The sequence below is a fragment of the Cohnella rhizoplanae genome (genome assembly GCF_948329515.1).
In the GTDB taxonomy this organism is placed as follows: Bacteria; Bacillota; Bacilli; order Paenibacillales; family Paenibacillaceae; genus Cohnella; species Cohnella rhizoplanae.
On sequence record NZ_CAOJCN010000007.1, the window covers coordinates 135245 to 158387 of the forward strand.

Genomic DNA, 23143 nt, shown 5'->3' on the forward strand with positions numbered 1-23143 from the left:
CTTAAATCAAAGTAACGTTGTCGCGGTCGCGCTTCACGCGCGGCGGTTCCTGGCGCTTCTCGACGAGACGGTTCAGCGCGTCCACGTAAGCGCGTGCGCTCGCTTCGAGAATATCGGTGCTCACGCCGCGGCCCTGCGCGCTGTATTCGCCTTGCTTCAGCACGACGTGGACCTCCCCGAGGGCGTCCGTGCCGTCCGTGACGGACTTGATCGTATAGTCGTCGAGCTCGACGACCTCGCCGGTCTGGGCGTTGATCGCATGGTAGATGGCGTCGACGGAGCCGTTGCCCTCTGCCGTATGCGATACGATGCCGGCAGGCGTCTTCAGCTTGACCGTCGCGCTCGGTCCGGCATGGCTGTCGAACGACAAGACGAGCTGCTCCAGCGCGAAGACTTCAGGCGTTTCGATGAGTTTCTCTTCGAGCAGCGCCAGGATGTCCTCGTTGGAAACGTCCTTCTTACGGTCCGCCAGATCCTTGAACTTGCCGAAGGCTGCGTTGACCTGCTCCTCGGACAATCCGACGAAGCCGAGATCGACCAGCTTCTCGCGGAAAGCGTGGCGTCCGGAGTGCTTGCCGAGCACGAGCTTGCTGTCCTTGAGGCCGATCGTCGCGGGAGAAATGATCTCGTAAGTCGTCTTCTCCTTCAGCACGCCGTCCTGATGGATGCCCGATTCGTGCGCGAACGCGTTCGCGCCGACGATCGCCTTGTTGCCGGGCACGGGCATGCCCGTAAGCTTGCTGACGAGGCGGCTCGTCTTGGCGATCTCTTGCAAGTTCAGGCCGGTGGTCGCCTGGAAAAACTCCCCGCGCGTGTATAGCGCCAGCGCCACTTCCTCGAGCGCCGTGTTGCCCGCGCGCTCGCCGATGCCGTTGATGGTGCCTTCGATCTGATCGGCGCCGTTCTGGATCGCCGCCAGCGCGTTGGCCGTCGCCAAGCCCAGATCGTCGTGACAATGCGCGGATAGCTGGACCTTCTCGATGCCGGGAACCTGCTCCTTCATCGTCTTGAAGATGTTGCCGTATTCGTAAGGCGACAGGTAACCGACCGTGTCCGGAAGGTTCACGACGGATACGCCCAGCTTGACGGCAAGCGCTGTCACCTCGACGAGGAAGTCCATCTCCGTGCGGCCTGCGTCCTCGGCGGAGAACTCCACCTGGGAAAAGTGTTTTTTCGCGTATTTGATCATGGCTTCCGCCGCCTCGAGCACCTCGTGCTTTTCCATCCGCAGCTTATGCTTGCGGTGAATGGGCGAAGTGGCGAGGAAGATGTGGATGCGCGGATCCTGGGCGCCCTTGAGCGCTTCGACGACCGCGTCGATGTCCTTCTCGCGGGAACGCGCAAGGCCGGTGACGGACGCGTTCTTGACGGCGCGCGCGACCGCATTGACCGCGGCCAGGTCGCCGGGCGAAGCGATCGGGAATCCGGCTTCGATTCGGTCGATGCCGAGCTTTTCGAGCTGCAGGGCGATCTCGACCTTCTCCTGCGTATTCAGGTTAACGCCGGGTGATTGCTCTCCGTCGCGGAGCGTCGTATCGAACATATAAATTTTGCGCATGGCGTGGCCTTAGGCCCGCACCTCCGATCATCATGCAGATGAGAGAAAGAGAAGGCCGAAGTGCTCCGACCTTCTCCCGATTATAGCATAGATGGGCTTGTTCTTACTTCTTGATCCAGTGCATCATGCCGCGCAGCTGAGCGCCTACGACTTCGATCGGGTGCTCGGCTTCGATGCGGCGGGTCGCGGACATGAACGCGTTGCCGGATTGGTTCTCGAGGATGAAGTCGCGCGCGAACTTGCCGGTCTGGATGTCCGTCAGTACCGCCTTCATCGCCTTCTTCGTCTCGTCGGTCACGACGCGCGGGCCGGTGACGTAGTCGCCGTACTCCGCGGTGTTGGAGATCGAGCTGCGCATGGAAGCGAGGCCGCCTTCGTACATCATGTCGACGATCAGCTTCAGTTCGTGCAGAACTTCGAAGTAAGCCATTTCAGGCGCGTAGCCGCCTTCGACCAGCGTCTCGAAGCCGGCTTTGACCAGCGCCGTAGCGCCGCCGCACAGAACGGCTTGCTCGCCGAACAGGTCGGTCTCGGTCTCTTCGCGGAACGAAGTCTCGATGACGCCAGCGCGGGTACAGCCGATGCCCTTGGCATAAGCCATGCCGATCTCGAACGCCTTGCCCGTGCCGTTCTGGTGGATGGCGATCAGGCCGGGAACGCCGAAGCCTTCGACGTACGTGCGGCGAACCATGTGGCCCGGCGACTTCGGCGCGACGAGCAGCACGTCCGCATCCTTCGGTGCGACGATCTGGCCGAAGTGAACGTTGAAGCCGTGGGAGAACATCAGGGCCGCGCCCTTCTTGAGGTTCGGCTCGATCTCTTCGCGATATACGCGGGCTTGGGTCTCGTCAGGCATCAGGATCTGTACCACGTCGGCCTTGGATACCGCTTCGGCGACCGGGAATACTTCGAATCCGTCGTTGCGCGCCGCTTGCGAGGACTTGCCTTCGCGAAGGCCGATGATGACTTGCAGGCCGCTGTCGCGCAGGTTTTGCGCTTGGGCATGGCCTTGGCTGCCGTAACCGATGACTGCGATCGTCTTGTTTTGCAGGGCGCCGAGGTCGGCGTCTTTTTCGTGGAACAACTTGACTGCCATTGATAAGATCCTCCTTAAAATGTGAAGCTGGGATGTATAGGCGACCCTCATGGAACGGGCGTCCCAAGAGAGAACCGCGTGCGCGGCGCCGGACCGTCCTGCGGCCGCCCCCTCTCGGGAGCGCGGCCAGCGCGCGCAAGGCGCGCACGACCGGCGGGACAAGCCGGGACGCGGCAAGGGGTTCTCCCCTCGAACACCCGCTCCTGGGGATAGCGGATGACGGAAATGATGCCGAAGGTACGGCGGTTCGACTAGCGCGCGCCGCCCCGCGACATCGCGGTGACGCCGGTCCGCGACAGTTCGCGGATGCCGTACGGCTTGAGCAGCTCGATCATGGCGTCGATCTTGTCGGTGTCGCCGACGACCTGGACGATCAGGCTGTTCGGGCTGATGTCGACGACGGCCGCGCGGAACGTATCGACGATGCCGAGGATCTCGGGCCGGACCGAAGGATCGGCGCCGACCTTAATGAGACCCAGCTCCCGGGCGACCATCGGACTGCTGCCGATGTCCACGACCTTGATGACGTCGATAATCTTGTAAAGCTGCTTTTCGATCTGCTCCAGCGTATGATCGTCGCCCTTGGTGACGATGACCATCCGGGACAGGCCCGGTTCTTCGGACGATCCGACGGTTATGCTCTCGATATTGAAGCCGCGGCGGCCGAAAAGGCCGGACACCCGCTGCAGGACGCCGGGCTGGTCGTTCACGAGAATGGCGATCGTATGTCTGTTGTTCATTCGTCATCCCCCATCAGCATTTGATCGATGGTGCTGCCCTGCGTAACCATCGGATAGACGTTCTCGCCTTTGCGGACGACGAACTCTACTACGGCCGGGCCGTCATGCGCCAGCGCCGCTTCCCATGCCGTACGGGCTTCGTCCTTGTTGGACGCGCGGAATGCCTTGACGCCGTATGCCTCCGCGAGCTTGACGAAGTCCGGGCTGCCCGCCAGGTCGATGTGGCTGTAACGATTGTCGTAGATCAGCTCCTGCCACTGGCGGACCATGCCGAGCACCTGGTTGTTCAGGATCGCGACCTTGACCGGAATGTTGTTGATCGCGCAGACGGCGAGCTCCTGCGAGCACATCTGCATGCCGCCGTCGCCGTTGATCGAGACGACGGTGCGGTCCGGGTTGCCCATCTGGGCGCCGATCGCCGACGGAAAGCCGAAGCCCATCGTGCCGAGGCCGCCGGAGGTGACCCAGGAGCGCGGTTGGTTGAACGGATAGTACTGCGCCGCCCACATCTGGTGCTGGCCGACGTCCGTCGTAACGATCGCGTCGCCGTGCGTCGTCTCGTGAATCATCGATACGACCCATTGCGGCTTGAGCTCTTCTTCGGAGTCTTTGTACGTGAACGGCTTCGCCGCCTTGCGGGCCGCGATCTGCGCCCGCCAGGCATCCGCCTTGTCCGCGTACTTGGCGCCGGCGACCGCCAACTGCAGCACCGCCTTGACGTCTCCGACGATCGGAATGTCGGTCGGCACGTTTTTGCCGATCTCGGCGGGGTCGATGTCGACGTGCACGATCTTCGCGTTCGGCGCAAAGCCGTTAAGCTTGCCCGTCACGCGGTCATCGAAGCGGGCGCCGATGTTGACGAGCAGATCGGACTCCTGGATAGCCATATTGGCCGTCCAGGTGCCGTGCATGCCCGGGAAGCCCATGTGCAGCTCGTGGCCGCTCGGGAACGCCCCGAGGCCGAGCAGCGTCGTCGTGACCGGGATGCCGGTCTTCTCGGCGAAGGCGAGCACTTCCTCGTGGGCGCCGGAATATACGGCGCCGCCGCCGACCAGCAATACCGGACGCTCGGACTGCTCGATCGCGCGCAGCATCTTGTCGACCTGCTGCTTGTTCGGCTGCACGGTCGGATTGTAGCCGCGAAGCTTGACCTCGGTGACCGGCTTGAACAGCGTCTTTTCGTTCGACACGTCCTTCGGGATATCGATCAACACCGGGCCCTTGCGTCCCGAATTGGCGATATGGAACGCCTCGTGAATGATGCGCGGCAGATCCTCCGCCTTGCGGACCAGGTAGCTGTGCTTCGTGATCGGCATCGTGATGCCCACGATGTCGGCTTCCTGGAAAGCGTCGGTGCCGATGAGCGTCGTCGCGACGTTGCCCGTGATGACGACGAGCGGCACCGAATCCATGTACGCGGTCGCGATGCCGGTAACGAGGTTGGTCGCGCCGGGACCCGACGTCGCGATGCAGACGCCGACCTTGCCGGTGCTGCGCGCATATCCGTCGGCGGCGTGGATCGCGCCCTGCTCATGACGGGTCAGCAGGTGATTGAAGTCTTCGAAGCCGTACATCGCGTCGTAAATATACAGCACGGCGCCGCCGGGATAACCGAAGACGCAGTCGACGCCTTCGAGCAGCAGGCTGCGCAGCAGCATCTCGGAGCCCGTGATGACCTCTTGCTTGCCCCATTTCTCAATCAACTCTTCTTTGGACTTCAGCGTGGCACTGTTCGCGACCATCCTTCATCCTCCTCCGGAATCTTGCTATGGTTATTCGTGCTGTAATTCAAAAAAATAAAAAGCCCTTCGTCCGAACGTCGATTAGACGTTCTGGGACGAAAGGCTGTTCCTTCCGCGGTACCACCCGGATTCGCGCGCGATCTCGCGATCTGCGCCTCATCAAGTATGCCGCCGATCCGAGCGCTCGGAGGACGTGCATACTTCAAGCGCGATAACGTGCGCCATTCCGAGACCCCTTAATAGGCTGCGGACAGCCGTTCGGGAGACCAGCTCCGAGGAGACCTTGCGTACAGGGTTATCGGCATCGGTCTCAGCAATCCCGACGCTCTCTGAGCGATAGTGCCCACCCGCATCTTCCTCTTCAACGCTGTTCAAGATGAATCAATGTAGTACTCATTATATGCTCCGGTGAAGCGTTAGTCAAGACAAGGATTAAAGTCTCGGACAAATCCATTATCGCCCAGGAGACCGCTCGCATCTCTTCATATAATGGTCCAGGTTATGCGTATCTTATGCGGCTGGATCGGGAGGTGATGCTATGTTGCGCTGGCTGAAGCACGGAGACCTGCGCGCGATCGTCCGGATCGTCCGCCGGGAGCTGATCCCCCTCTCCCCCCACCCGCACCCGGAAGGGCGGAAGCTGCGCAAGGAAATGGAATCGCGCCTCGCGCAGGGAGAGACGCTCGTCGCGGCGGAAGGCGGCAAGCCATGCGCTTTTCTTCATCTCATCATACAGCAGCAGACGCTGTTCGTCGATCTGCTCGCCGTAGACGGATCGCGCCAGAGCAAAGGCTACGGCACCCGACTGATGAAACGGGCCGAGCAGCACGCGGCCGCGCGCGGGTGCCTGCGCGCGATGCTGTACGTGGACGAAGGAAACGAAGCCGGCGTGCGCTTCTACCGGCGGCTCGGCTATAACGTCGTCGCCTATCACGAAACGCTGAAGTGCTACGAGATGTTCAAGCGGCTCCAGCCTTAAGCGGAAACGTTATTCCCTTCGCTCCAGCCGGAGCGGAGCCGCCTGCAGCGGTATGCCTCCCGCGCCGACGCGGATCGTTTCCGCCTGAAACGCGCCTTTGTAAGCGAAGATTTGTCCCATAAGCGGATTGCGGACCGACACCGAGATGCGATAGCAGGCGTCGTCCTCGTCGTACCATTCGCATACGTCGGCAAAGCCGGTGAGCGGCGCGGGACATCGGAACCCGAGCGGTCCTTCGTAGAACCGCTGCTCCCCCGAACGAATCTGGATGCCGCCGTTCGGCGCCGCCCAGACGTCCAGATCGACCGCGAGGTGCTGTTTATTTCCCAGGTAATCCACGATCCGCCCCCGCTCGGCGCTATAAACCATCGTCGCATCGAAGCGCCGCAGCGACCTGTCGAAACGGAACGTACGGTTGATCGTCAGCGTCTCCCTGCCAACCGCGTCCCGGTAAGCGTAGTTCTCGATGGTAAACGGAACTTGCCTGCCGCCTTCGGGAAACATAATATGCCGCGACGCGCCGACGGCGAGCGGCAGCGCCGCCCACTTCGCATACCGGATTTCCTCCATAACGCCGCGTCCGATCGATGCGGTCCCGTCTTCGCAGCCGAACCCGAAGCGTTCTCGGATCTTCGGATGCAGCTTCCCGAACTCCTTTTCCCCAAGCGCCCGTTCGAAAATCGACTTCATATGCGTTCCTCCTCTATATTCGCAATCGCGTCGTCCCCGGGTCGCCTTCGGCATCGCTTCGCGGACGGGATGCCGTCCCGCGTCCAGCGCGCGGCGGCCGTCGCCGCGAGCATAATTAACGTCAGGACAAGCGGGTTGAACGGCGAGTAGAGCAGCGCGGGCGTGCCTGCGATCCCGACGGCCGTCAGCGCGCATGCCGCGATCGCCTGCGCCAGCAGAAGCCCGGGCCGCCGCACCAGGGCCACAAGCCCTGCAAGCAGCAGCTCGCAGGCCCCCAGCGCCGCGACCAGCGTCGCTTCGCCCCCGGAGAACCAGCCGGCCGCCCGCAGCATATCGAGCTCGCCCGACGCCGAGGGAAAGAGCAGCTTGGACACGATTCCCGCATAAGCCCAACAGAGCGACAGAACGGCGACGCTAAGCGCATGAAGCTTGGCGCGCAGCATGCTCTCGGCAGGCGGTACGCCGCGGTCGAGCCAGAGCCGCAGCGCGTCGAAGCTCCAGGCGGTGGCCCAGCCGAACAAAGGCCTGAACAGCAGCCTGTCGAGCCAGCGCCCGGCGCGGCCGAAGCGCGCGCTATAGTCGAAGCGCGTGGCGAACCGCACGCCGCCGCCCGGCAGCGGCTCGTAGCGCCAGTAGCCGCCGCCGCGGCCGATGAGCGACAGCGGATGGTCCGTGCCGAAGGCGAGCACCGAGGTGCGGATGCCGTCCGCCGAGAAGGCCGGCGCCCTGGACCTGCCGGTGCCGCGGATCCAGAGACCGAAGCCGATCCGGGTCCGGTACAGGAAGTCTTGGTCGGCCTCCGGCGACGCCTTGGGCAGATAGTCGATCTCGGTGAAGCGCAGGTCCCACCGTTCGTGCAGCTTAGGCTGCTGCGTATGACGCCAGAGCGCCTCCATGTCCGAACCGATGTCGATCTCGACGTAAATCGGACGCCCCGCCGCGTTGCGCTTGCCGGTCGTATGTCTCATGCGCGCCCCTCCTCTCCGGCATCGGCAGCCGCGATGCAGCGATCCCCCGCGCCGGCGTCGACAACCGCGCGCGGCGATGCGTTCGCGATTGCCGCGGAGGCATCGCCTTCGACCGCGCCGCGCCAGCCGTCCGCGTCCAGCAGCCTGCGGCGCAGACGGGCGTCGGGCCTCGCGGGACACTGCGCCGCGCCGCGCGCTGCAAACCGGCGGCGGCGCGCGGCGATCGCTTCGTAGACGGCGTCGCGCAGCCGCCTCGGGACGAGCCGGAGCGCCGCGGCGATCGCCGGCCACGGCGCGTCCAGCGCCGACAGCGCGCGCAGCGCCGCGTCTGACCGGGTCCACGCTGCCTCGCCGCGGACCAGCACGAAGCTGCCTTCGGGCGGCGCGAGACCGAGCCGCCCCATGACCGCCGCCCCCGCGGCGGAGTCGAGGGCTGCGAAGCGAAGCCGCTCTGCCCGGTCGCGCTTCGCCGCGAAGCGGGCGATGCCCCTGCACATCGCGCATTCGCCGTCCACCAGCAGCACCAGCTTGTCATTATCTTTTTGCGGTCCCATGCGTCCCACGCGTCCCTTGCGTTCCATGCCTCCCATAAGCAAGCCGCCTCCTCTATGACTCTCATTCTAAGAGGGAAGCGCCGGGTTCGGCAGTTCCAACTTCCGTGGGACTTGGGGAGCTTGGGGGACTATAAAATAAAGGCCCCCGGCAAGCTGCCGGAGCCTATCGAACGGACTAACTATAGCTTCATCGTCATGTAGACGCTGTACGGGTCCTCTCCGTAATCCGCGAACGGACCGCAATACGAGAAACCGAACTTTTCGTACATCCTGCGCGCCGGAATGAAGGAGTCCGGCGAGCCGGTCTCCAAGCTCAGCCGTTCGAAGCCGCGGCGCCTCGCCTCTTCAATGATATGACCGAGCACGCGCCCCGCGACGCCCTTACGGAGATGCGCCGACGCGGTCCGCATGGACTTGAGCTCGCCATGCCCGCCGCCCAGGTCCTTGAGCGCGCCGCAGCCCATCAGCGACGGCCCGTCCCATGCGCTCCAGAACGTAATTTCCGGTTTCCGCAGACCCTCGAGATCGAGCGCATGTACGCTCTCGGGCGGCGAGTCTTCCAACATGCCCCGCATATGCTCTTCCAGCAGCGCCGCGATCTCCGGCCCGGACAGGTCGTCCACGATGATTTCCATCCCTACCACTCCTCTGTTGTTTGCTGGAATTTCGGCTTCTATTTCTTGCCTAGGCCGCGTTTTAGTCGCGCTCGTTGTCCAAGCCGTTCTTGCGTACCTTATCCACCGCTTCGCGGCCGCTGCGGACGCCGAGCTTCTTGAGGATCCGATTCACCTGGTTCTTGAGCGTGCTCTCGGCCTTGAACAGCTTGCGTTCGATCTGCGGATGCGTATATCCCGCCTCGAGCATCTCGAACACCTCGCGCTCGGCGGCGGTGAGCGGCATGAGCTGCTCCTCGCGCTTCAGCCGCTTCAGCTCCTTGAGCAGCGCCTCCATCGGCTCGGGATGATGATAGGCGCTCCGGATGACCTGCGGCAGCTCGCGGAATCTGGACTTGTCCAGGTAATGAAGCGCCCCCGCCGTGAAGGCGTCCGTCATCGTCCGCTCGGACGCGTCGGACGTCAGCATGACGATCCGGACCGGCCGCAGCGCCGTCAGCGCGAGGGCGATATAGATGCCGTCCCGCCCGGCCTTGGACAGATGCACGTCCAGCAGCGCCACGTCGAATTCGATCGAGGCGGCGAGCTTCAGCGCTTCCTCCGACGTACCGGCCGTCCCGGCGACCAGCAGGTCTTCCTCCCGGTTCAGATAGACGCTCATCGACTTGACCCAGTCGGGATCGTCCTCGACGAGCAGCAGCCTGATCGGCTTCACGGCCCTTCCCCCTTCCTCATCTGCGCGACCTAGGCAAGCGCAGCCGGACGATCGTGCCTTCGCCTAGCTTGCTGTCGATCTCCGCCCTGCCGCCGCATTTGCGCAGGACTTGATGGACGTAGGACAGGCCCAATCCGTAATTGTCCTTGCCCGGCTTCGTACCGAAAAAAGGCTCCCATACCCGCTCCAGCACCTCGGGCGGGATGCCCGGGCCGTTATCCCGTACGATCAACACGACGTCGCGGCGTTCGGACCGGACGGCGGCCTCGACCGCGCCGCCCGCGGGCATCGCGTCCGCCGCATTGGCGAGCACGTTGCCGATCGCTTCGCGCAGGTGGACCTGGTCCGCCAGCAGGACGCCCGTATCCGCGTACGCTTCGGCGATCGCCACGCCCTGCCGCGCGAATCGGTCCCGCAGCGGATCGAGCGCCTCCCGCATCAAGACCGACGGGTCGCATCGCGAAGGGTTCCAGGCGAAGTCGCGGGTCCGGCTGTGGATCCGCCCCGCCATCTCCAGCAGATGCGCCGCCGCCCGCTCGATGACCGCCAGATGCTGCTCGCCGGACGCGAGTTCGCCCCGGTCAGGCGAGCAGCGCAAGTTTTCCACGCTGATCGCGATCTTGCCGACCTCGTTCTTGATCGTATGGTTAAGCAGGCTCGTCCCCATCCCGGCCGCCTTCATCGCGCCCGCGAGCGAATCGCTCTCCACCCGCACCTTCACGCCCAGCACGCCGTATACGAATACGCACAGCAGCGCGATGGCGAACGAATAGACGAAGAACGCGGAAATATAGCGAAAGAAATCGAACGTCGGCCAGATCGTCTTCGCCACGTGGATAAACGCGACGACGCCGATCAGCGTCGGGACGGTGATGAGCACGGTGATCAGCCGGCTCCTTCGGCGCTGCCGGTCCGTCTCCCGCAAGTAGGAGACGACCAGCAGCCAGCTGGCGCTCAGGTAGTAAGGCGCCGTCCAGACCAGCAGCAGAGGGTAATTGGGCGCGAGACTGCCCGCCAACAGGCCCCAGCCGATCGTAACGGCCGGGGGCAGCAGCAGCCACAGCTTCATGCGGCGGCGCTTCGCCAGCGCCGCGGCTGCGCCGCCGGCATAGATCAGGCTGAAGACGAGGACGCCGTAGGGCGTCACGGTCTGATTGAGCAGCTGCGCCAGCTCGTAATAGACCGGCGGCAGCGGCGAACGCATCCACAATTGCGCCACGCCGCCGAGCGCGGCGCTGGCCAGAAAAAACGCGGCCCAGCGGCCGCTCTCGCTGCGTACGTCGGAGGCGAGCAGCACGGCCGCCGCCGCCGACAACATGATGACGTAATAGAGCATGAAGTCTCCTATCTAAACTCGGTTGACGTCACAAATCTCTCCAAAGCCCGCGTACCGAGCGGATGAGCAGCGATTCGGATGCCGCAAACGGCGTCGGATATCGCTTTTAATTGTCGCATGAGACCCGGCGCATCAGGCTTCTTTCAAGCTCTATGCATAGGACTTCGGTCTGTATACTCCAGATTATACATGCGCCGCGCAGCCGTCAATATCTCTCGGAGACGACCTTGGCCTGCGTGAACAGGAGGAGATAGTCGCGCCCGCCCGCCTTGGAGTCCGTCCCCGACATGTTGAAACCGCCGAACGGATGCGTGCCGACGAGCGCGCCCGTGCACTTGCGGTTCAAATAAAGGTTCCCGGCGAAAAACTCGCGGCGCGCCAGCTCGAGATTCGCCCGGTCGTTCGAGATAACCGCGCCCGTCAGCCCGTATTCCGTACCGTTGGCGAAACGAAGCGCTTCTTCGAATGACGCCGCCTTCGTAAACGCGACGACCGGACCGAAAATCTCCTCCTGCGAGATGCGCGCCCGCGGATCGACCTCCGCGAAGATCGTCGGCTCGACGAACCAGCCTTCCGGATCCTCCGGATCTAGCGTGCCTGCAGTGCCGCCGCCGAACGCGAGCCGGCCTTCTCTTTTGCCGATGTCGATATAAGCCAGAATCTTGCGGTACGCCTTGGCGTCGATAACCGGGCCCACGTCGGTCGCGCGGTCGGCGGGGTTGCCTACAATGAGCTTCCCGGTCCGTTCGACGACTTTATCCAGCACGGCTTCATATATATCTTGATGTACGATCGCGCGCGAGCACGCCGAGCACTTCTGCCCGGAAAAGCCGAATGCGGATGCCGCGATCGCGTCCGCCGCCAGGTCCGGGTCCGCGCTCGCGTCGACGACGATCGCGTCCTTGCCGCCCATCTCGAGCACGACGCGTTTGATCCACTTCTGGCCGGGCTGCGCCTTGGCGGCGCGCTCGTTGATCCGGAGACCTACGTCGCGCGAGCCGGTGAAGCTCACGAATCGCGTGAGCGGATGGTCGACCAGCGCGTCGCCGACTTCGCCGCCCTGTCCGGGCAGAAAGTTCACGACGCCGGGCGGAATGCCCGCCTGCTCGAGCAGCTCGACGAACTTGGCCGCGACGACGGGCGTCGGGCTCGCCGGCTTCAATACGACCGCGTTGCCGCAGACGACCGCCGCGCAAGTCATGCCCGCGACGATCGCGAGCGGAAAGTTCCACGGCGGGATGACGACGCCCACCCCGAGCGGCATATAATACAGCTCGTTCTCTTCCTCGCGTGCCGCGGTCAGCGGCTGCGGACGGGCGAGACGCTGCATCTCCCGCGCGTAGAACTCCATGAAATCGATCGCTTCCGCCGTATCGGCGTCCGCCTCCGAGCGGGTCTTGCCGGCCTCGAGCGTCATCCAAGCCGAGAACTCGTGCTTGCGGAGCCTTAGCATCGCGGCCGCGCGGTACAGGTACCGGGCTCTCTCGTCCGGCTCGACCCGCCGCCAGGTCTCGTACGCGGACGCGGCCTCGCGGACGGCCCGCTCGGCCAGCTCGCGGTCGGCCTGCGCGACGATGCCCACGACCTGATCCCGGCGCGCTGGATTGACCGACGTCTGCGTACGCTCCGTCTCCAGGCGAGCGCCGCCGATGACGAGCGGATACGTTTTACCCAGACTGGACTCCACCGCCCGAAGCGCCTCTTCGTACGCCAGTTGATGCGGCTCCTCCTTGAAATTCGTGAACGCTTCGTTACGGAATTCCGTCCTCATTCGTAGATAACCTCCCTAGGGTAACGATTGGCGACAGCCGTTCCAACCCATTCTATTCACGACCGACACGCGAAAGGAGCGCCTCCCATGAATCTCGGTTCGACGCTGTACAGGAAGACGATGCTGGCCATAGCGGGCAGCCCCGCCGTAAAGAAGCTGTCGCTCAAATACGGCCGCAGGCTGGCCGGACGCTTCATCGCGAGCGACCACCTCCAGGGCGCGCTGCGCGAGGTGGCGTCTCTGAACCGCATGGGCGTCATGGCAACGCTGGATGCGCTCGGCGAGAGCATACGCCATCCCGAAGAAGCGAAGACCTACCGGGACGAGTACCTGAAGCTGCTCGACGCGATCGCCGATTCCGGCGTCCGGGCCAACGTCTCGCTGAAGCCTACGCAGATGGGTCTCGCCCTCGATGCAGAAGCATGCTACCACCATATTCGCGAGATTGTCGTTCGAGCCGGAAAATACGGAAATTTCGTACGCATCGACATGGAGGATTCGTCCTACACGCAAGCGACGATCCATATCGCGGTCCGGCTGCATCGGGAGGGTCTGAAGAACGCGGGCACCGTGCTGCAGGCTTACCTGCGCCGGAGCGAGGGGGATGCGCGGGACCTTATAGAGAAGGGCGTACCGTTGAGGCTCGTGAAGGGGGCGTACCGGGAGCCGGCGGACATCGCTTTTCAGCGGAAGGAAGAGACGCTGGCGAGCTTCAAAAAGCTCGTCCGGATGCATCTGGACCTTGGCGTCTATACGGCCGTCGCGTCGCACGACGATGCGGTCGTCGGCTGGGTCAAGGAATACGCGCGGGAGCATGGGATTCCGAAGGACCGGTTCGAGTTTCAGATGCTGTACGGCCTGCGGACGGCCTATCAGGCCCGCCTCGCGAAGGAGGGGTACCGGGTGCGCTGCTACGTGCCTTACGGCACGATGTGGTATCCCTACTACACGCGCCGCTTGGCGGAGAAGCCGGCCAACCTGTGGCTGGTCGTGAAGCATCTGCTGCGGTGAAAACAGGGCTGGGCGGGTTGGGAAGCCAAAGAGGCTCCAATTAGAGCTACTTTCGGTGCGAGTCGCTGCGGCGCAGCCAAAGAGGCTCCGGATAAAGCTACTTTAGGTGCGAGTCGCTGCGGCGAAGCCAAAGAGGCTCCGGACAGTGCTACTTTAGGTGCGAAGCACAGCGACGTAGCCAAAAAGGCTCCGGTTAGAGCTCTCTGGTTTAAGCTATTCAGATGTCCGGAAGCCGAAGCAGCTCCGTACAGAGCTGCTTCCGATACCCGGAGCCGATCAGTCCACGATCGTCTTCTGTTCCGCAGCAGGCGGCGGTGCGTATCCGGATCGAGCGCCGTCGGCGTGATCCCTCTCGCGAGGGAGAGTGCCGCCGCCGCGCCGGCCGCCCTGCAGCACGTACCTGCCCGACGATCCGCCGGGTCTCGCGGACCCCGATCTGCGCCGATCTGCGAGATCGAGGCCTTCGCGAACCCGGCAGGCAGTCATGAAGTCGGCCACCTGCAGCGCCTGCTTGCGTCCGAGCGCTTCGGCGAGCGTCGGATCCTTCACGTCGGTCCCGTTCAGACCCTGCGCGCGCGTCGTATGGACGAACGTCTCGTCCGCCTCGGGCCGATGAAGAACAACACTTGGTCGCGGTTAATCGGCAGGTTCGCTTCCTTCCAATGCTTCGGGGACTCGCGACAGCGACAGCGATACCGAAGTCGGCCCGCCCGTAAGCGCGAACCGGACGAACGCCAATTCGTCCTGGATCACCCGCGCCTCCGCGCCGGCCGAGCAGGACGAGACTTCATAGCCGCGCAGATCGTCCCAGTATACGAGTCCGAACGGGATCGGACTGCGGTGGCCGATGTCGAACGTCATCGAGATGCGGCCGTCTTTTTTATCGTAGCCGGAGACGAACACCTGCGGCACTGCTTCCTCGAACGTATCGTTCATGTCGCCCTTGCCGATATAGCTGCGGAGCCGATGCGGGACGCAGCTCCCCTCGACGAAGGCGAGCTGGCATTCCTTGTCGTAGTACAAGAACGTCTTGGGCCAGGGTCCGACGCCCGTGCCTCCGAGGGCGACGGTATAATCGTTCGGCTCCGGCCGAAATCCGGTATCCCGCGTCAGCATATAGGCGGGCGCCGTCTCCCGATTGCGGCCGCGGTACAGCCGGACAGCCTCCGGCACCGTAGTCAGCGTGACCGGATGCTGCGCGACGTAGGCGAAAAAGAGGTCGAGCATGCCGGCGCAGGCCTCGACGTGATCGGCCGGAAAAACGGCGAACCGTTCCGTAAACTCCATCTCGTGCGCCTCCTGCTGCTGCAGGAAAAACACCTGCTCGTTGTGGTCCGTGTTGCGGAGGTAATCGTCGAAAACACGCTGCCAGTATTCTACGTCGTCGCCCGTGCACAGTCCCGCGCGGAGCACGTCGTTCGGGTCGGTCGAGTAGACGACGGGGCTGCCCGAATGGTAGGTCGCATGCAGGTCGCGCGCCGTCCATTCGAAGGCAACGACGCTTCCTTGGCCCGGATGCGGCGCTTTATAGCGTGCCGGATCCGCATACCAGGAGCCCCAAGGAATGCCCTTGTGCGTGATGCCGTCCCACCACACCTGCTCCCAGCAGTAGCCCCACATGCCCTCGAAGCCGAGCTCCTCCAGCGATTCGATGACCTCATTGTAAATTTTGCCGCGCGCCGCCACCTTGGTCGTGACCCAGGGAAACGCCTCCTCTACGATGCGCCAGTCCCGCGCAAGCGCCGCCTTGAAGCGTTCCTTGGAGGCGCCGGCGTCTTCGATATAAAACGGACTTTGCAGAATCACGTCGTCTCCGTACGCTTCATGCCATCGGACGATGCGCTCGCGCAGGACGGGCGCCGAACGCCCGTTCACGATCCAGGTCACCGGGATGCCGTGCTTGTGCGCCAGAGCCGCGGTCCGGTCGATGCCGTCGACGGCGACTCCCTGTCCCCAAGGCGTATCGTAGTGTGACGCATAGCTGACGAACGTATAGATTAAATTTTCCGGCTTCATGGTCGCCGCTCCTTCGTGAAATATCGCCCAGGCAAACGGAGAGGCAAAGCGCCCCCAAGGTCGGAGATGCTTTGCCCCTGCGCTTGCGGCCGGCGTTATGCTTTTTTGTTTTCGGCCCGCCAGGCGTCGATTTGCTTCTGCAGCTCCGCCTGCACCTTTTCGATGCCGGCGCTCTTTAGCTTGGCGTTGCGTTCTTCGAGCAGCTTTTCCGGGTTTTTGACGGCGCCGGTGAAGATCGACTGGTACTCGGTGACGACGGCGGTCATCTGCGTGATCTCGTTTTTCACGTTGGACTCGTCGAACACGAAGCCCATGAGCGGGAAGCGCTTCGCTTCGTTGTTGAACTTCTCCCAGCTCGTGTACAGATCGTCCGGCTGGCCCGGCTTCAGGTAGTTGAGGAGCTGGTTGCCGACGACCCAGGAGGTTCCGGGGTTGTAGCCGCTGTCGGCGATCGGCTCGATCCGGTTCTCGCCGGCCTTTTTGTAGTGCTTGCCTTCGATGCCGTTGACGAACAGATTGATGACGTACGGATCGGTATGCAGGTAGTTCAGCACCATCATCGCGCGATCCGGATCCTTGGACGTGCGGGAGATCGCGAACATCGAGCCCGCGGCCAGGTCCGTCGTGACGATCGGCTCTTCGACGACATGGGACACATAGTCGTACTTGCTGTCGGTGGCGAGCTTCATCTCGATGTCGGCGCCCGGCTTCCACGTGGCGGCCTGTACCCAGATCTTGCCTTCCTTCTGCAGGTCGTTGATCGTCGTCGTGCTCGTCGCGGCGTCGGCGTTGATATAGCCCTTCTCGTAGAAGCTGCGGAACAGGCCCAGCTCCTTTTTGTTGATGTCCGCGATCTCGGGATCGAGCACCGACTTGACCTTCATCTCGTCGGACGACTTGTAGTCGAGCAGGAACATCGGCGTCTTGGCCGGCGCCGGGCCGATCGGCCGGTAGTTGCCGCTCGTCTCGTACATCATGAAGCCGCCGCCGAAGTTGCCCGAGCCCCCTGCTACGTAGTATGGAATGATGCCGGGTTCGCCTGCCTTGACCTTTTCCATCCAAGGCTCGAGGTCGGCCATCGAGTTGATGCCGTCGATCGGAATCTGGTACTTGTCGACGATGTCCTTGCGGTACATGATCGCCTTGCCCTGCGTGATCTCCTTGTTCGTCGGAACCGCGTACAGCTTGCCCTTGAGGCGCGGCGCCTCCAGGTAGAGCGGGTTCAGGCGTTCCTGCAGGCCCTGCCCGTACTTCGCTACCAGGTCGTCCAGCTCGATGAAGGCGCCTTTGGAAACGTTGCCAAAGAAGTTCAGCCAGGAGGCCGTGAACACGAGGTCCATCTTCTCGCCGGTATTCATCATCAGCTCGGTGCGATTTTTATAATCGCTCGAAGCGATCGGCTGCAGCTTGACCGTCGCGTTGATTTTTTCTTTGAAAAATTCGTTCAGCTTCGCTTCGACGAGCGCGTCGTCCGCCTGCGGCTTGCCGAAGTACACGATCGATACCTCGTACGGGGCGAGCTCGCTCGGCGCGGCGCTCTCGGACGGAGCCGCGCTTCCGGAAGCGGACGCGCTCGGCGCGGCGGAGCTTGCCGGAGGCGACGATGCCTCCTTCTCGTTGCCGCCGGCGCATGCCTGCAGGATCGTGGCGAAGGCGAAGACGAGCGCCAGCGCCGGGATATGCCTTTTCGTTTTTCTCATTGCGTGTAACCCTCCTGGTATTTAATTCAGATTATATAGATCGGCCGGGGATCGGCATAGCGATCGTGCCTTCGGCCGGGACTACCGCGGTTCGGGGAGGATCAGCCTTTGACGGCGCCGATCGTGAGGCCCTTGACGAAGTATTTCTGGAAGAAAGGATAGACGAGCAGGATCGGTCCCATCCCGACGACGGCCATTGCCATCTGCAGCGATTCGTTCGGCAGATCGCGCATCAGCTCGGGATTCTGCGCCGCCAGCTGCACGTTCTCCCGCAGATACTGGATATCGTTCAGCACGCGGATCATGAGGAATTGCACAGGATACTTCTCTTCCTCGCGGATGAACAATAGGGCGTTGAACCAGTCGTTCCAGAATAGGATCGTGCTGAACAGCGCCATCGTCGCCATGACCGGCAGCGAGAGCGGCAGGACGATGCGGACGAAGATCCGCAGCTCCCCCGCGCCGTCGATCCGGGCAGACTCGATGAGCGCCGGATGGATCGTCGTCTGGAAGAAGGTCCGCATGATAATGACGTTAAAGGGGACGATGAGCAGCGGCAAAATAAGCGCCGCATACGAATCCAGCAGGCCGAGGCCCTGGGTGAACACGATGTACTTGCTCACGATCCCGCCGCTGAACAGCATCGTGAAGAACAGGAAAAAGGTGAAAAACGGACGCAGCGGATAGTCCTGGCGGGAGATCGGGTAGGCGTAGAGCGCCATCAGCAGCACGCTGAGCACGGTACCGGCGGCGGTAATGCCGATGCTGACGCCGTAGGCGCGCAGAATCGTGCCGTAGTCCTTGAACAGGCTCTCGTAAGCGATGAGCGACCACTTGGCGGGGAAGAAGCTGTAGCCCCGGTTCAGCAAGGAATCGTTGTGCGTGAACGAGACGATGATGACCAGCGCGACGGGCAGCACGCAGCCCAGCGCCAAGGCGATGAATCCGCCGTTCAAGACGATGTTGGTGAGCGGCGAGATCGAATTCTCGCGTCTGCTCGCGGTTTTCGACATGGTTATAGTCACCTCGGTTTTTTACTAGAACAGAGCTTGCTCTTTGTCGATCTTGCGCACCGAAGCGTTGGTCAGCAGCACTAACGCGAAGCCCAGCACGGATTGGACGAGCGCCGCCGCGGACGACATGCCGATGTCGTTGAGCTCCTTGAGCGCGCGGTACACGTAGGTGTCCACGGTATCGGTGACGGGATACAGGGCGCCCGAGTTCATCGGCACCTGATAGAACAGGCCGAAGTCGGAGTTGAAGACATGCCCCATATTGAGGATCGTGATGATGATGATGACCGGCCGGATCGTGGGCAGCGTGATATGGAAGATCTGCCGCCACTTCGATGCGCCGTCGATGACGGCGGCCTCGTAATACTCGGGATCGATGCCCGCGATCGCGGCGATATAGATGACGGCGCCGATGCCGACGCCCTTCCAGGCGCTGACGATCGTCAGGATATAAGGCCAGTACGACGTCTCCGAATACCAGAATACGTGCGAGTTGCCCAGCCACTCGACGATCGTATGGTTGATGAAGCCTTTCTCCGGATTGAGAAAGCCGTACACGAGATAGCTCACGACGACCATCGAGAGGAAATACGGCATGATGAGGAAGGTCTGGTAGCTCTTCGCGAGCAAGCGGTTCCGGATCTCGTTGATCGCGACGGCGATCGCCACGGACAGCACCAGATTGACGATCATGAAGACGAGGCTGTAGGATACCGTATTGCGGGCGATCCGCCAGATCGAGCCCGAGGTGAACAGGAACTCGAAGTTGTCGAAGCCGACCCAAGGGCTCCGCCAGATGCCGTCGATATAGTTGATGTCCTTGAAGGCGATGAACACGCCGAACATCGGCAGGTAGTTGTTCAGGACGAGCACGGCCAGGGAGGGCACGATCATCAGGGTCAGATACCTGTACTTCCAAAAGAGCTTCCATCTTGCGTGCAACGGCGCCACATCCTTTCTGTGTCTTCAGTATAGAGGGGCGGTCCGCCTGCGACGATGATGTATTCCTGTCTGAATGTGATGTAAAATGAGCAGCCTGTCGCGCGATCTCGCCGAAATGCAAAAAGCCGTTCGCCCGGTCGCTTGACGACCTGATGAACGGCTCTCTATAGCTCGCGTTTATTCCCCGGCTCTCCTGTGGATTCTTCCGGCGCGCCAGGACCTCCGCGGTTAACCGCCGGCAGCCCGGGCCGGAATCGTGACGACCGCCCGCAGTCCGCTTCCCTCCGTGCGCTCGTAGCTGAGCCCGTAAGCCTCACCGAAGTGCAGCCGCACGCGCGCGTGTACATTGCGGATACCGTAGCCCTTGCCCGGCTCCTCGCCGTTCAGAATGCGGTCCAGCCGCTCCATGTCCACGGGCAGGAAGCCGTTGTCCTCTACCTCCAGGCGGATGTCGTCCCCGGCGCGCAGCGCGCGGATGACGATCAGCCCCTCGCCGTCCATGCTGCTCACGCTGTGGAAGATGGCGTTCTCCACGAGCGGCTGGAGGATGACCTTGGGCGTCAAGAAAGTCAGCAGCGCGTCGTCCACCTCCCAGCGGGCCTCGAACGTGTCGGGATAACGCTTCATCTGCAGCCTGCAATACGCCTGCGCATGCTCGAGCTCCTCGCCGATCGGGATCTCCGTTTTCCCTTTGCTCAGGCCGATCCGCAGCAGCTTGGACAGGTCCTTGACCATGTCGCCGACGCCCGAATTGCCGCTGTCCAGCGCGTACCAATAGATCGAATCCAGCGTGTTGTACAGCAGATGCGGCGTAATCTGCGAATGGAGCGCGGCGAGCTCGTTCTCCCGCTGCTGGATCTTGATGACGTAGTTCTCCTCGATGGAGCGGTCCAGCCTGTCCGTCATCTTCAGGAAAGCGCCGTACAGGATGCCGAACTCGTCGCCGCGCAGCAGCGCGTCGTCTACGTCCACCTGCTTGCCCGGCTCGTAGACCCGCGTGATCTTCGTCAGCCGGATGAGGGGACGCACGACGATCCGCAGCAGATAGAGCACGAAGGCGAGCACGCACAGCAGGTAGATCGCGGAGGCGGCCATGATGATCCACTGGAAGGCGGTCCGTCTGTCGGCGACGGCGCCCAGCGGAATCTGGTAGACGAGCCTGGTGCCGAAGGCGGAGCGTCTGGAAAAAGCGTAGAGCAGCTCCTCGCCGCCCCGGCTGGCGAAATAATACCCTTCGGTTCCGCCGCGCAGCCGTTCGGGCATCCCTCTCATATCGAGCGGTTTGTCCCCGATCTGAATGAGCTGCTCGCCCGTATCGTTGAACAGGTAGATGCCCGCGCCGTCGGCGAGCCCTACGGAGACGAGGTCCCGCTTCAACAGCGCCTCGAGCCTCGATACGACGAGGAAGCCCAGCGTATCGTCGTACGCCTTGGGATTCAGGATGGCGCGGACGAGGCTGACGGTCGGGGCGCTGCCGTCGGTCGACAGTGGGATCAGCGTCGCGCCGCCCTTCTCCTTCAGCGCCCGGGCGGCCCACTCCGGCAGCGCGGACGTGTTCCAGCTTATATATTTGAAGCCGCGGGTCTTGTTGGACAGGTCGAACGGCGCGCTTTTCCCCTCCTTGTTGGTCATGTACAGCGTATACTCCGTGCCGTCCGACGACCAGCGCTCCAATACGGAGTCCGCCTCCCGCATCTGGCCGAGCGTCTCGATGTTCGTCCAGAACCGGTACTGCCCGTCGTCGCCGAAGAAATGGGTGTCCAGCAGGGTGACGGTCTTGTCGCTGACGGCGGAGAGCGTCTTCTCCAAGGTGACGTGGTTCTGCTTCACGAGCTGCAGCGTCGTGAGCCCCACTTCGTCCCGCATGGAGTCCGCGGCTTTGTAGGCGGAGATCCAGCCGACGACCAGGAAGGGACAGACGATGAACAGCGCGAAGGCGATCGTGACTTTGTATTTGAGCTTCAGCCGCCATCCCCCTGCCTCTCCTTGCGGTACTCGGCCGGACTTAAGCCGGCGTATCGCTTGAACATGCGCCCGAAGTGCTCCGGCGATTCGTAGCCGACGGCATAAGCGATCTCGTAGCGCTTTTTGTCGGTCGTCTCGAGCATGTACTTCGCCTCTTCGATGCGCAGCTCCGTGACGTAATCCCACAGGTTCTGGCCCGTCTCCCGCTTGAACAGGTAGCTAAGGTAGGCGGTGCTGAAATGAACCTCGCCCGCGATATCCTGGATCTTGAGCGCCGGGTCGCGGAAGCGCTGACGGATGAAGCCGGTGATGCGCGCGAGAATGGAGCGGTCGCGCGCCTGCGCGAGCTGCCCCAGCATCTCCGCGACCTCGGGGACGTACGCCGCCAGCGCCGCAAGCTTGCCGTCGGCGTCCGCGCCGCGGAAGTACGCGTCCGGATCGAACCGGTGCAGCGACATCCCGTTCGCCCTGCCCTGCTCGAGCAGCAGGCCGTACAGCCGATAAGCCAGCATGCCGAAGTAGCTGTTGAAGATCTCCGGCTCGCCCTGCAGCAGGCGGAGCGTCTCCAGCAGCTCCGCGCCGTCCGGCCGGACCTCCCCGGCGTTCGCCTTCAGCGCCTGCGCATAGGCGTCCACCTGCGCGATCCAGGCGGCGATGCCGAGATTTTCCCGCGCCTTGCGGTCCTCGAAGTAAAACACGCGCTGCCCGGGGTGCATGTGGCGCCACTCCGCGGCGGCCTTTGCCTCGTCCATCAGCTTCGGCAGCATGAACACGTCCGCGTGCAGCGAGCTGATGCCCACCGTCGTCTCGACGTTCAGATAGCTTTTCAGATTCATATGGATCATCTGTCCGATGAGATGGAGCTGCGACTGGATGCGCGCGCCCCGATCGTCCTCCTGCGGCTCGTCGAGCCGGAGGATAGCGACGATCTCGTTGCCGTAGCCGCTGAGCGACAGTCCCCGCCACTCGCCCAGGCTCTCGTTCAATATGTTGATGGAGGCGTACTTAAGCAGCTTGCGGTCGGACAGCGCGATCTCTTTGTCGCTGAAGCCGCCGCGGGTGAGGTCCGGCCGGATCGAGACGACCCCGAACAGCCCGCCTAGCGCCTGATCGCCGAGCAATGCCGCCAGCGCCTCGCCGTCCCTGGCCGGGAGATCGCCCTCCGTCACGAGCGCCGCCAGCAGCTCGCCCATCCCCGGCTTGCCTCGGCCGGCGCGCTGCGCCTCGGTCAGCGCCAGCGACTGGCGGCCGATCGTCTCGTTCTCCCGCAGCACGCTGCCTACGACCCGCAGCAGATCGTCGCGCTCGACCGGCTTGACGAGATAATCCCGCGCGCCCAGCCGCAGCGACTTTTTCGCGAAGTCGAATTTCTCGTGGGCCGAGATGACGATCACCGGCAGATGAGGCTGCTCCATATAGATGGTCTCCATCAGCTCGATGCCGCTCATGCGGCTCATCTGGATGTCCGTCAGGACCAGATCGAACGTCTCCATCCGCAAATAATCGACGGCCTCGAAGCCGTTCAGCGCCGTCTCTACGTGCGCGATATTCAGTTCCGAGCCGAGCAGGAAGTTCTTGATGCCCGTGCTCACCCTGGGCTCGTCGTCGACGACCAATATTTTGTGCATGTCCGCTGCCTCCCCCGCCGTCCTCGCCGCCTGTCCGGTTCGGACGATACTCCCGTCAGGTCTAGCCTAAGCCAGGACGCGACCGCTGTCGATGATCTTTTTCTT

Annotated in this window: 20 protein-coding genes; 2 read left to right on the forward strand and 18 right to left on the reverse strand. The window is 63.0% G+C overall.

Features of this window, described 5'->3' with window-relative positions:
- Position 1: 1 nt before the first annotated feature.
- The 4 genes from PQG80_RS13275 to ilvB form a co-directional block, all read right to left on the reverse strand.
- Positions 2-1558 (reverse strand): 2-isopropylmalate synthase, encoded by a 1557-nt coding sequence (locus tag PQG80_RS13275; RefSeq protein WP_271751845.1) that lies wholly within the window; start codon positions 1556-1558, stop codon positions 2-4.
- A gap of 103 nt (positions 1559-1661) precedes the next feature.
- Complete coding sequence (gene ilvC, locus PQG80_RS13280; RefSeq protein ID WP_271751846.1) at positions 1662-2654, reverse strand: ketol-acid reductoisomerase; 993 nt, start codon at positions 2652-2654, stop codon at positions 1662-1664.
- Positions 2655-2905: 251 nt separating this feature from the next.
- On the reverse strand, positions 2906-3394 hold the full coding sequence (gene ilvN / locus PQG80_RS13285) for an acetolactate synthase small subunit (RefSeq protein ID WP_271751847.1): 489 nt from the start codon (positions 3392-3394) through the stop codon (positions 2906-2908).
- Entirely contained in the window at positions 3391-5136 is a 1746-nt protein-coding gene (ilvB, locus tag PQG80_RS13290) for a biosynthetic-type acetolactate synthase large subunit (protein ID WP_271751848.1), read from the reverse strand. Before ilvB ends, ilvN begins: the two co-directional genes overlap by 4 nt.
- Positions 5137-5674: 538 nt before the next feature.
- On the opposite strand from ilvB, the gene PQG80_RS13295 reads away from it, so the two are divergent.
- A complete protein-coding gene (locus PQG80_RS13295; RefSeq protein WP_271751849.1) occupies positions 5675-6115 on the forward strand; it encodes a GNAT family N-acetyltransferase in 441 nt (146 codons plus the stop codon).
- Between the two features lie 9 nt (positions 6116-6124).
- Here PQG80_RS13295 and PQG80_RS13300 read toward each other — a convergent pair whose 3' ends face one another.
- From PQG80_RS13300 to pruA, 7 genes are all read right to left on the reverse strand, one after another.
- Positions 6125-6805 (reverse strand): DUF4166 domain-containing protein, encoded by a 681-nt coding sequence (locus tag PQG80_RS13300; protein ID WP_271751850.1) that lies wholly within the window; start codon positions 6803-6805, stop codon positions 6125-6127.
- Positions 6802-7773: a DoxX-like family protein gene (locus PQG80_RS13305; protein WP_271751851.1), complete on the reverse strand. Its 972-nt coding sequence runs from the start codon at positions 7771-7773 to the stop codon at positions 6802-6804. The genes PQG80_RS13300 and PQG80_RS13305 overlap by 4 nt, the downstream gene beginning before the upstream one ends.
- Positions 7770-8363, reverse strand: a complete 594-nt coding sequence (locus PQG80_RS13310; protein WP_271751852.1) for a thiol-disulfide oxidoreductase DCC family protein — start codon at positions 8361-8363, stop codon at positions 7770-7772. Before PQG80_RS13310 ends, PQG80_RS13305 begins: the two co-directional genes overlap by 4 nt.
- Positions 8364-8506: 143 nt before the next feature.
- On the reverse strand, positions 8507-8962 hold the full coding sequence (locus PQG80_RS13315; RefSeq protein WP_271751853.1) for a GNAT family N-acetyltransferase: 456 nt from the start codon (positions 8960-8962) through the stop codon (positions 8507-8509).
- Between the two features lie 61 nt (positions 8963-9023).
- Positions 9024-9656, reverse strand: coding sequence for a response regulator transcription factor (locus PQG80_RS13320; protein ID WP_271751854.1), 633 nt, complete (start codon positions 9654-9656; stop codon positions 9024-9026).
- Between the two features lie 16 nt (positions 9657-9672).
- Positions 9673-10992, reverse strand: coding sequence for a sensor histidine kinase (locus PQG80_RS13325; RefSeq protein WP_271751855.1), 1320 nt, complete (start codon positions 10990-10992; stop codon positions 9673-9675).
- A 205-nt stretch (positions 10993-11197) separates the two neighbouring features.
- Positions 11198-12763 carry an L-glutamate gamma-semialdehyde dehydrogenase gene (gene pruA, locus PQG80_RS13330; RefSeq protein WP_271751856.1) on the reverse strand — a complete coding sequence of 522 codons (1566 nt, stop codon included), beginning with the start codon at positions 12761-12763 and terminating at the stop codon, positions 11198-11200.
- 87 nt (positions 12764-12850) lie between these two features.
- Between pruA and PQG80_RS13335 the strand changes: the two genes are divergently transcribed.
- The gene (locus tag PQG80_RS13335; RefSeq protein WP_271751857.1) at positions 12851-13774 is read left to right on the forward strand and encodes a proline dehydrogenase family protein; all 924 of its coding nucleotides are present in this window, start codon (positions 12851-12853) and stop codon (positions 13772-13774) included.
- A gap of 276 nt (positions 13775-14050) precedes the next feature.
- Here PQG80_RS13335 and PQG80_RS13340 read toward each other — a convergent pair whose 3' ends face one another.
- From PQG80_RS13340 to PQG80_RS13370, 7 genes are all read right to left on the reverse strand, one after another.
- Complete coding sequence (locus PQG80_RS13340) at positions 14051-14323, reverse strand: hypothetical protein (RefSeq protein ID WP_271751858.1); 273 nt, start codon at positions 14321-14323, stop codon at positions 14051-14053.
- 87 nt (positions 14324-14410) lie between these two features.
- Positions 14411-15790: a hypothetical protein gene (locus PQG80_RS13345; protein WP_271751859.1), complete on the reverse strand. Its 1380-nt coding sequence runs from the start codon at positions 15788-15790 to the stop codon at positions 14411-14413.
- Positions 15791-15885: 95 nt separating this feature from the next.
- Entirely contained in the window at positions 15886-17490 is a 1605-nt protein-coding gene (locus PQG80_RS13350) for an ABC transporter substrate-binding protein (protein WP_271751860.1), read from the reverse strand.
- A gap of 101 nt (positions 17491-17591) precedes the next feature.
- Complete coding sequence (locus PQG80_RS13355) at positions 17592-18503, reverse strand: carbohydrate ABC transporter permease (RefSeq protein WP_271751861.1); 912 nt, start codon at positions 18501-18503, stop codon at positions 17592-17594.
- Between the two features lie 24 nt (positions 18504-18527).
- Complete coding sequence (locus PQG80_RS13360) at positions 18528-19454, reverse strand: ABC transporter permease (protein ID WP_432432751.1); 927 nt, start codon at positions 19452-19454, stop codon at positions 18528-18530.
- 219 nt (positions 19455-19673) lie between these two features.
- On the reverse strand, positions 19674-21311 hold the full coding sequence (locus tag PQG80_RS13365) for a sensor histidine kinase (protein ID WP_271751863.1): 1638 nt from the start codon (positions 21309-21311) through the stop codon (positions 19674-19676).
- Between the two features lie 95 nt (positions 21312-21406).
- Positions 21407-23038, reverse strand: coding sequence for a response regulator (locus tag PQG80_RS13370; RefSeq protein WP_271751864.1), 1632 nt, complete (start codon positions 23036-23038; stop codon positions 21407-21409).
- Positions 23039-23143 lie beyond the last annotated feature (105 nt).

Bases quoted from the DNA above. Each gene is read 5' to 3' on its own strand.
- PQG80_RS13275 (WP_271751845.1), bottom strand. From the start codon at position 1,558: ATGCGCAAAATTTATATGTTCGATACGACGCTCCGCGACGGAGAGCAA.
- ilvC (WP_271751846.1), bottom strand. From the start codon at position 2,654: ATGGCAGTCAAGTTGTTCCACGAAAAAGACGCCGACCTCGGCGCCCTG.
- ilvN (WP_271751847.1), bottom strand. From the start codon at position 3,394: ATGAACAACAGACATACGATCGCCATTCTCGTGAACGACCAGCCCGGC.
- ilvB (WP_271751848.1), bottom strand. From the start codon at position 5,136: ATGGTCGCGAACAGTGCCACGCTGAAGTCCAAAGAAGAGTTGATTGAG.
- PQG80_RS13295 (WP_271751849.1), top strand. From the start codon at position 5,675: ATGTTGCGCTGGCTGAAGCACGGAGACCTGCGCGCGATCGTCCGGATC.
- PQG80_RS13300 (WP_271751850.1), bottom strand. From the start codon at position 6,805: ATGAAGTCGATTTTCGAACGGGCGCTTGGGGAAAAGGAGTTCGGGAAG.
- PQG80_RS13305 (WP_271751851.1), bottom strand. From the start codon at position 7,773: ATGAGACATACGACCGGCAAGCGCAACGCGGCGGGGCGTCCGATTTAC.
- PQG80_RS13310 (WP_271751852.1), bottom strand. From the start codon at position 8,363: ATGGGAGGCATGGAACGCAAGGGACGCGTGGGACGCATGGGACCGCAA.
- PQG80_RS13315 (WP_271751853.1), bottom strand. From the start codon at position 8,962: ATGGAAATCATCGTGGACGACCTGTCCGGGCCGGAGATCGCGGCGCTG.
- PQG80_RS13325 (WP_271751855.1), bottom strand. From the start codon at position 10,992: ATGCTCTATTACGTCATCATGTTGTCGGCGGCGGCGGCCGTGCTGCTC.
- pruA (WP_271751856.1), bottom strand. From the start codon at position 12,763: ATGAGGACGGAATTCCGTAACGAAGCGTTCACGAATTTCAAGGAGGAG.
- PQG80_RS13335 (WP_271751857.1), top strand. From the start codon at position 12,851: ATGAATCTCGGTTCGACGCTGTACAGGAAGACGATGCTGGCCATAGCG.
- PQG80_RS13345 (WP_271751859.1), bottom strand. From the start codon at position 15,790: ATGAAGCCGGAAAATTTAATCTATACGTTCGTCAGCTATGCGTCACAC.
- PQG80_RS13350 (WP_271751860.1), bottom strand. From the start codon at position 17,490: ATGAGAAAAACGAAAAGGCATATCCCGGCGCTGGCGCTCGTCTTCGCC.
- PQG80_RS13355 (WP_271751861.1), bottom strand. From the start codon at position 18,503: ATGTCGAAAACCGCGAGCAGACGCGAGAATTCGATCTCGCCGCTCACC.
- PQG80_RS13365 (WP_271751863.1), bottom strand. From the start codon at position 21,311: ATGCGGGACGAAGTGGGGCTCACGACGCTGCAGCTCGTGAAGCAGAAC.
- PQG80_RS13370 (WP_271751864.1), bottom strand. From the start codon at position 23,038: ATGCACAAAATATTGGTCGTCGACGACGAGCCCAGGGTGAGCACGGGC.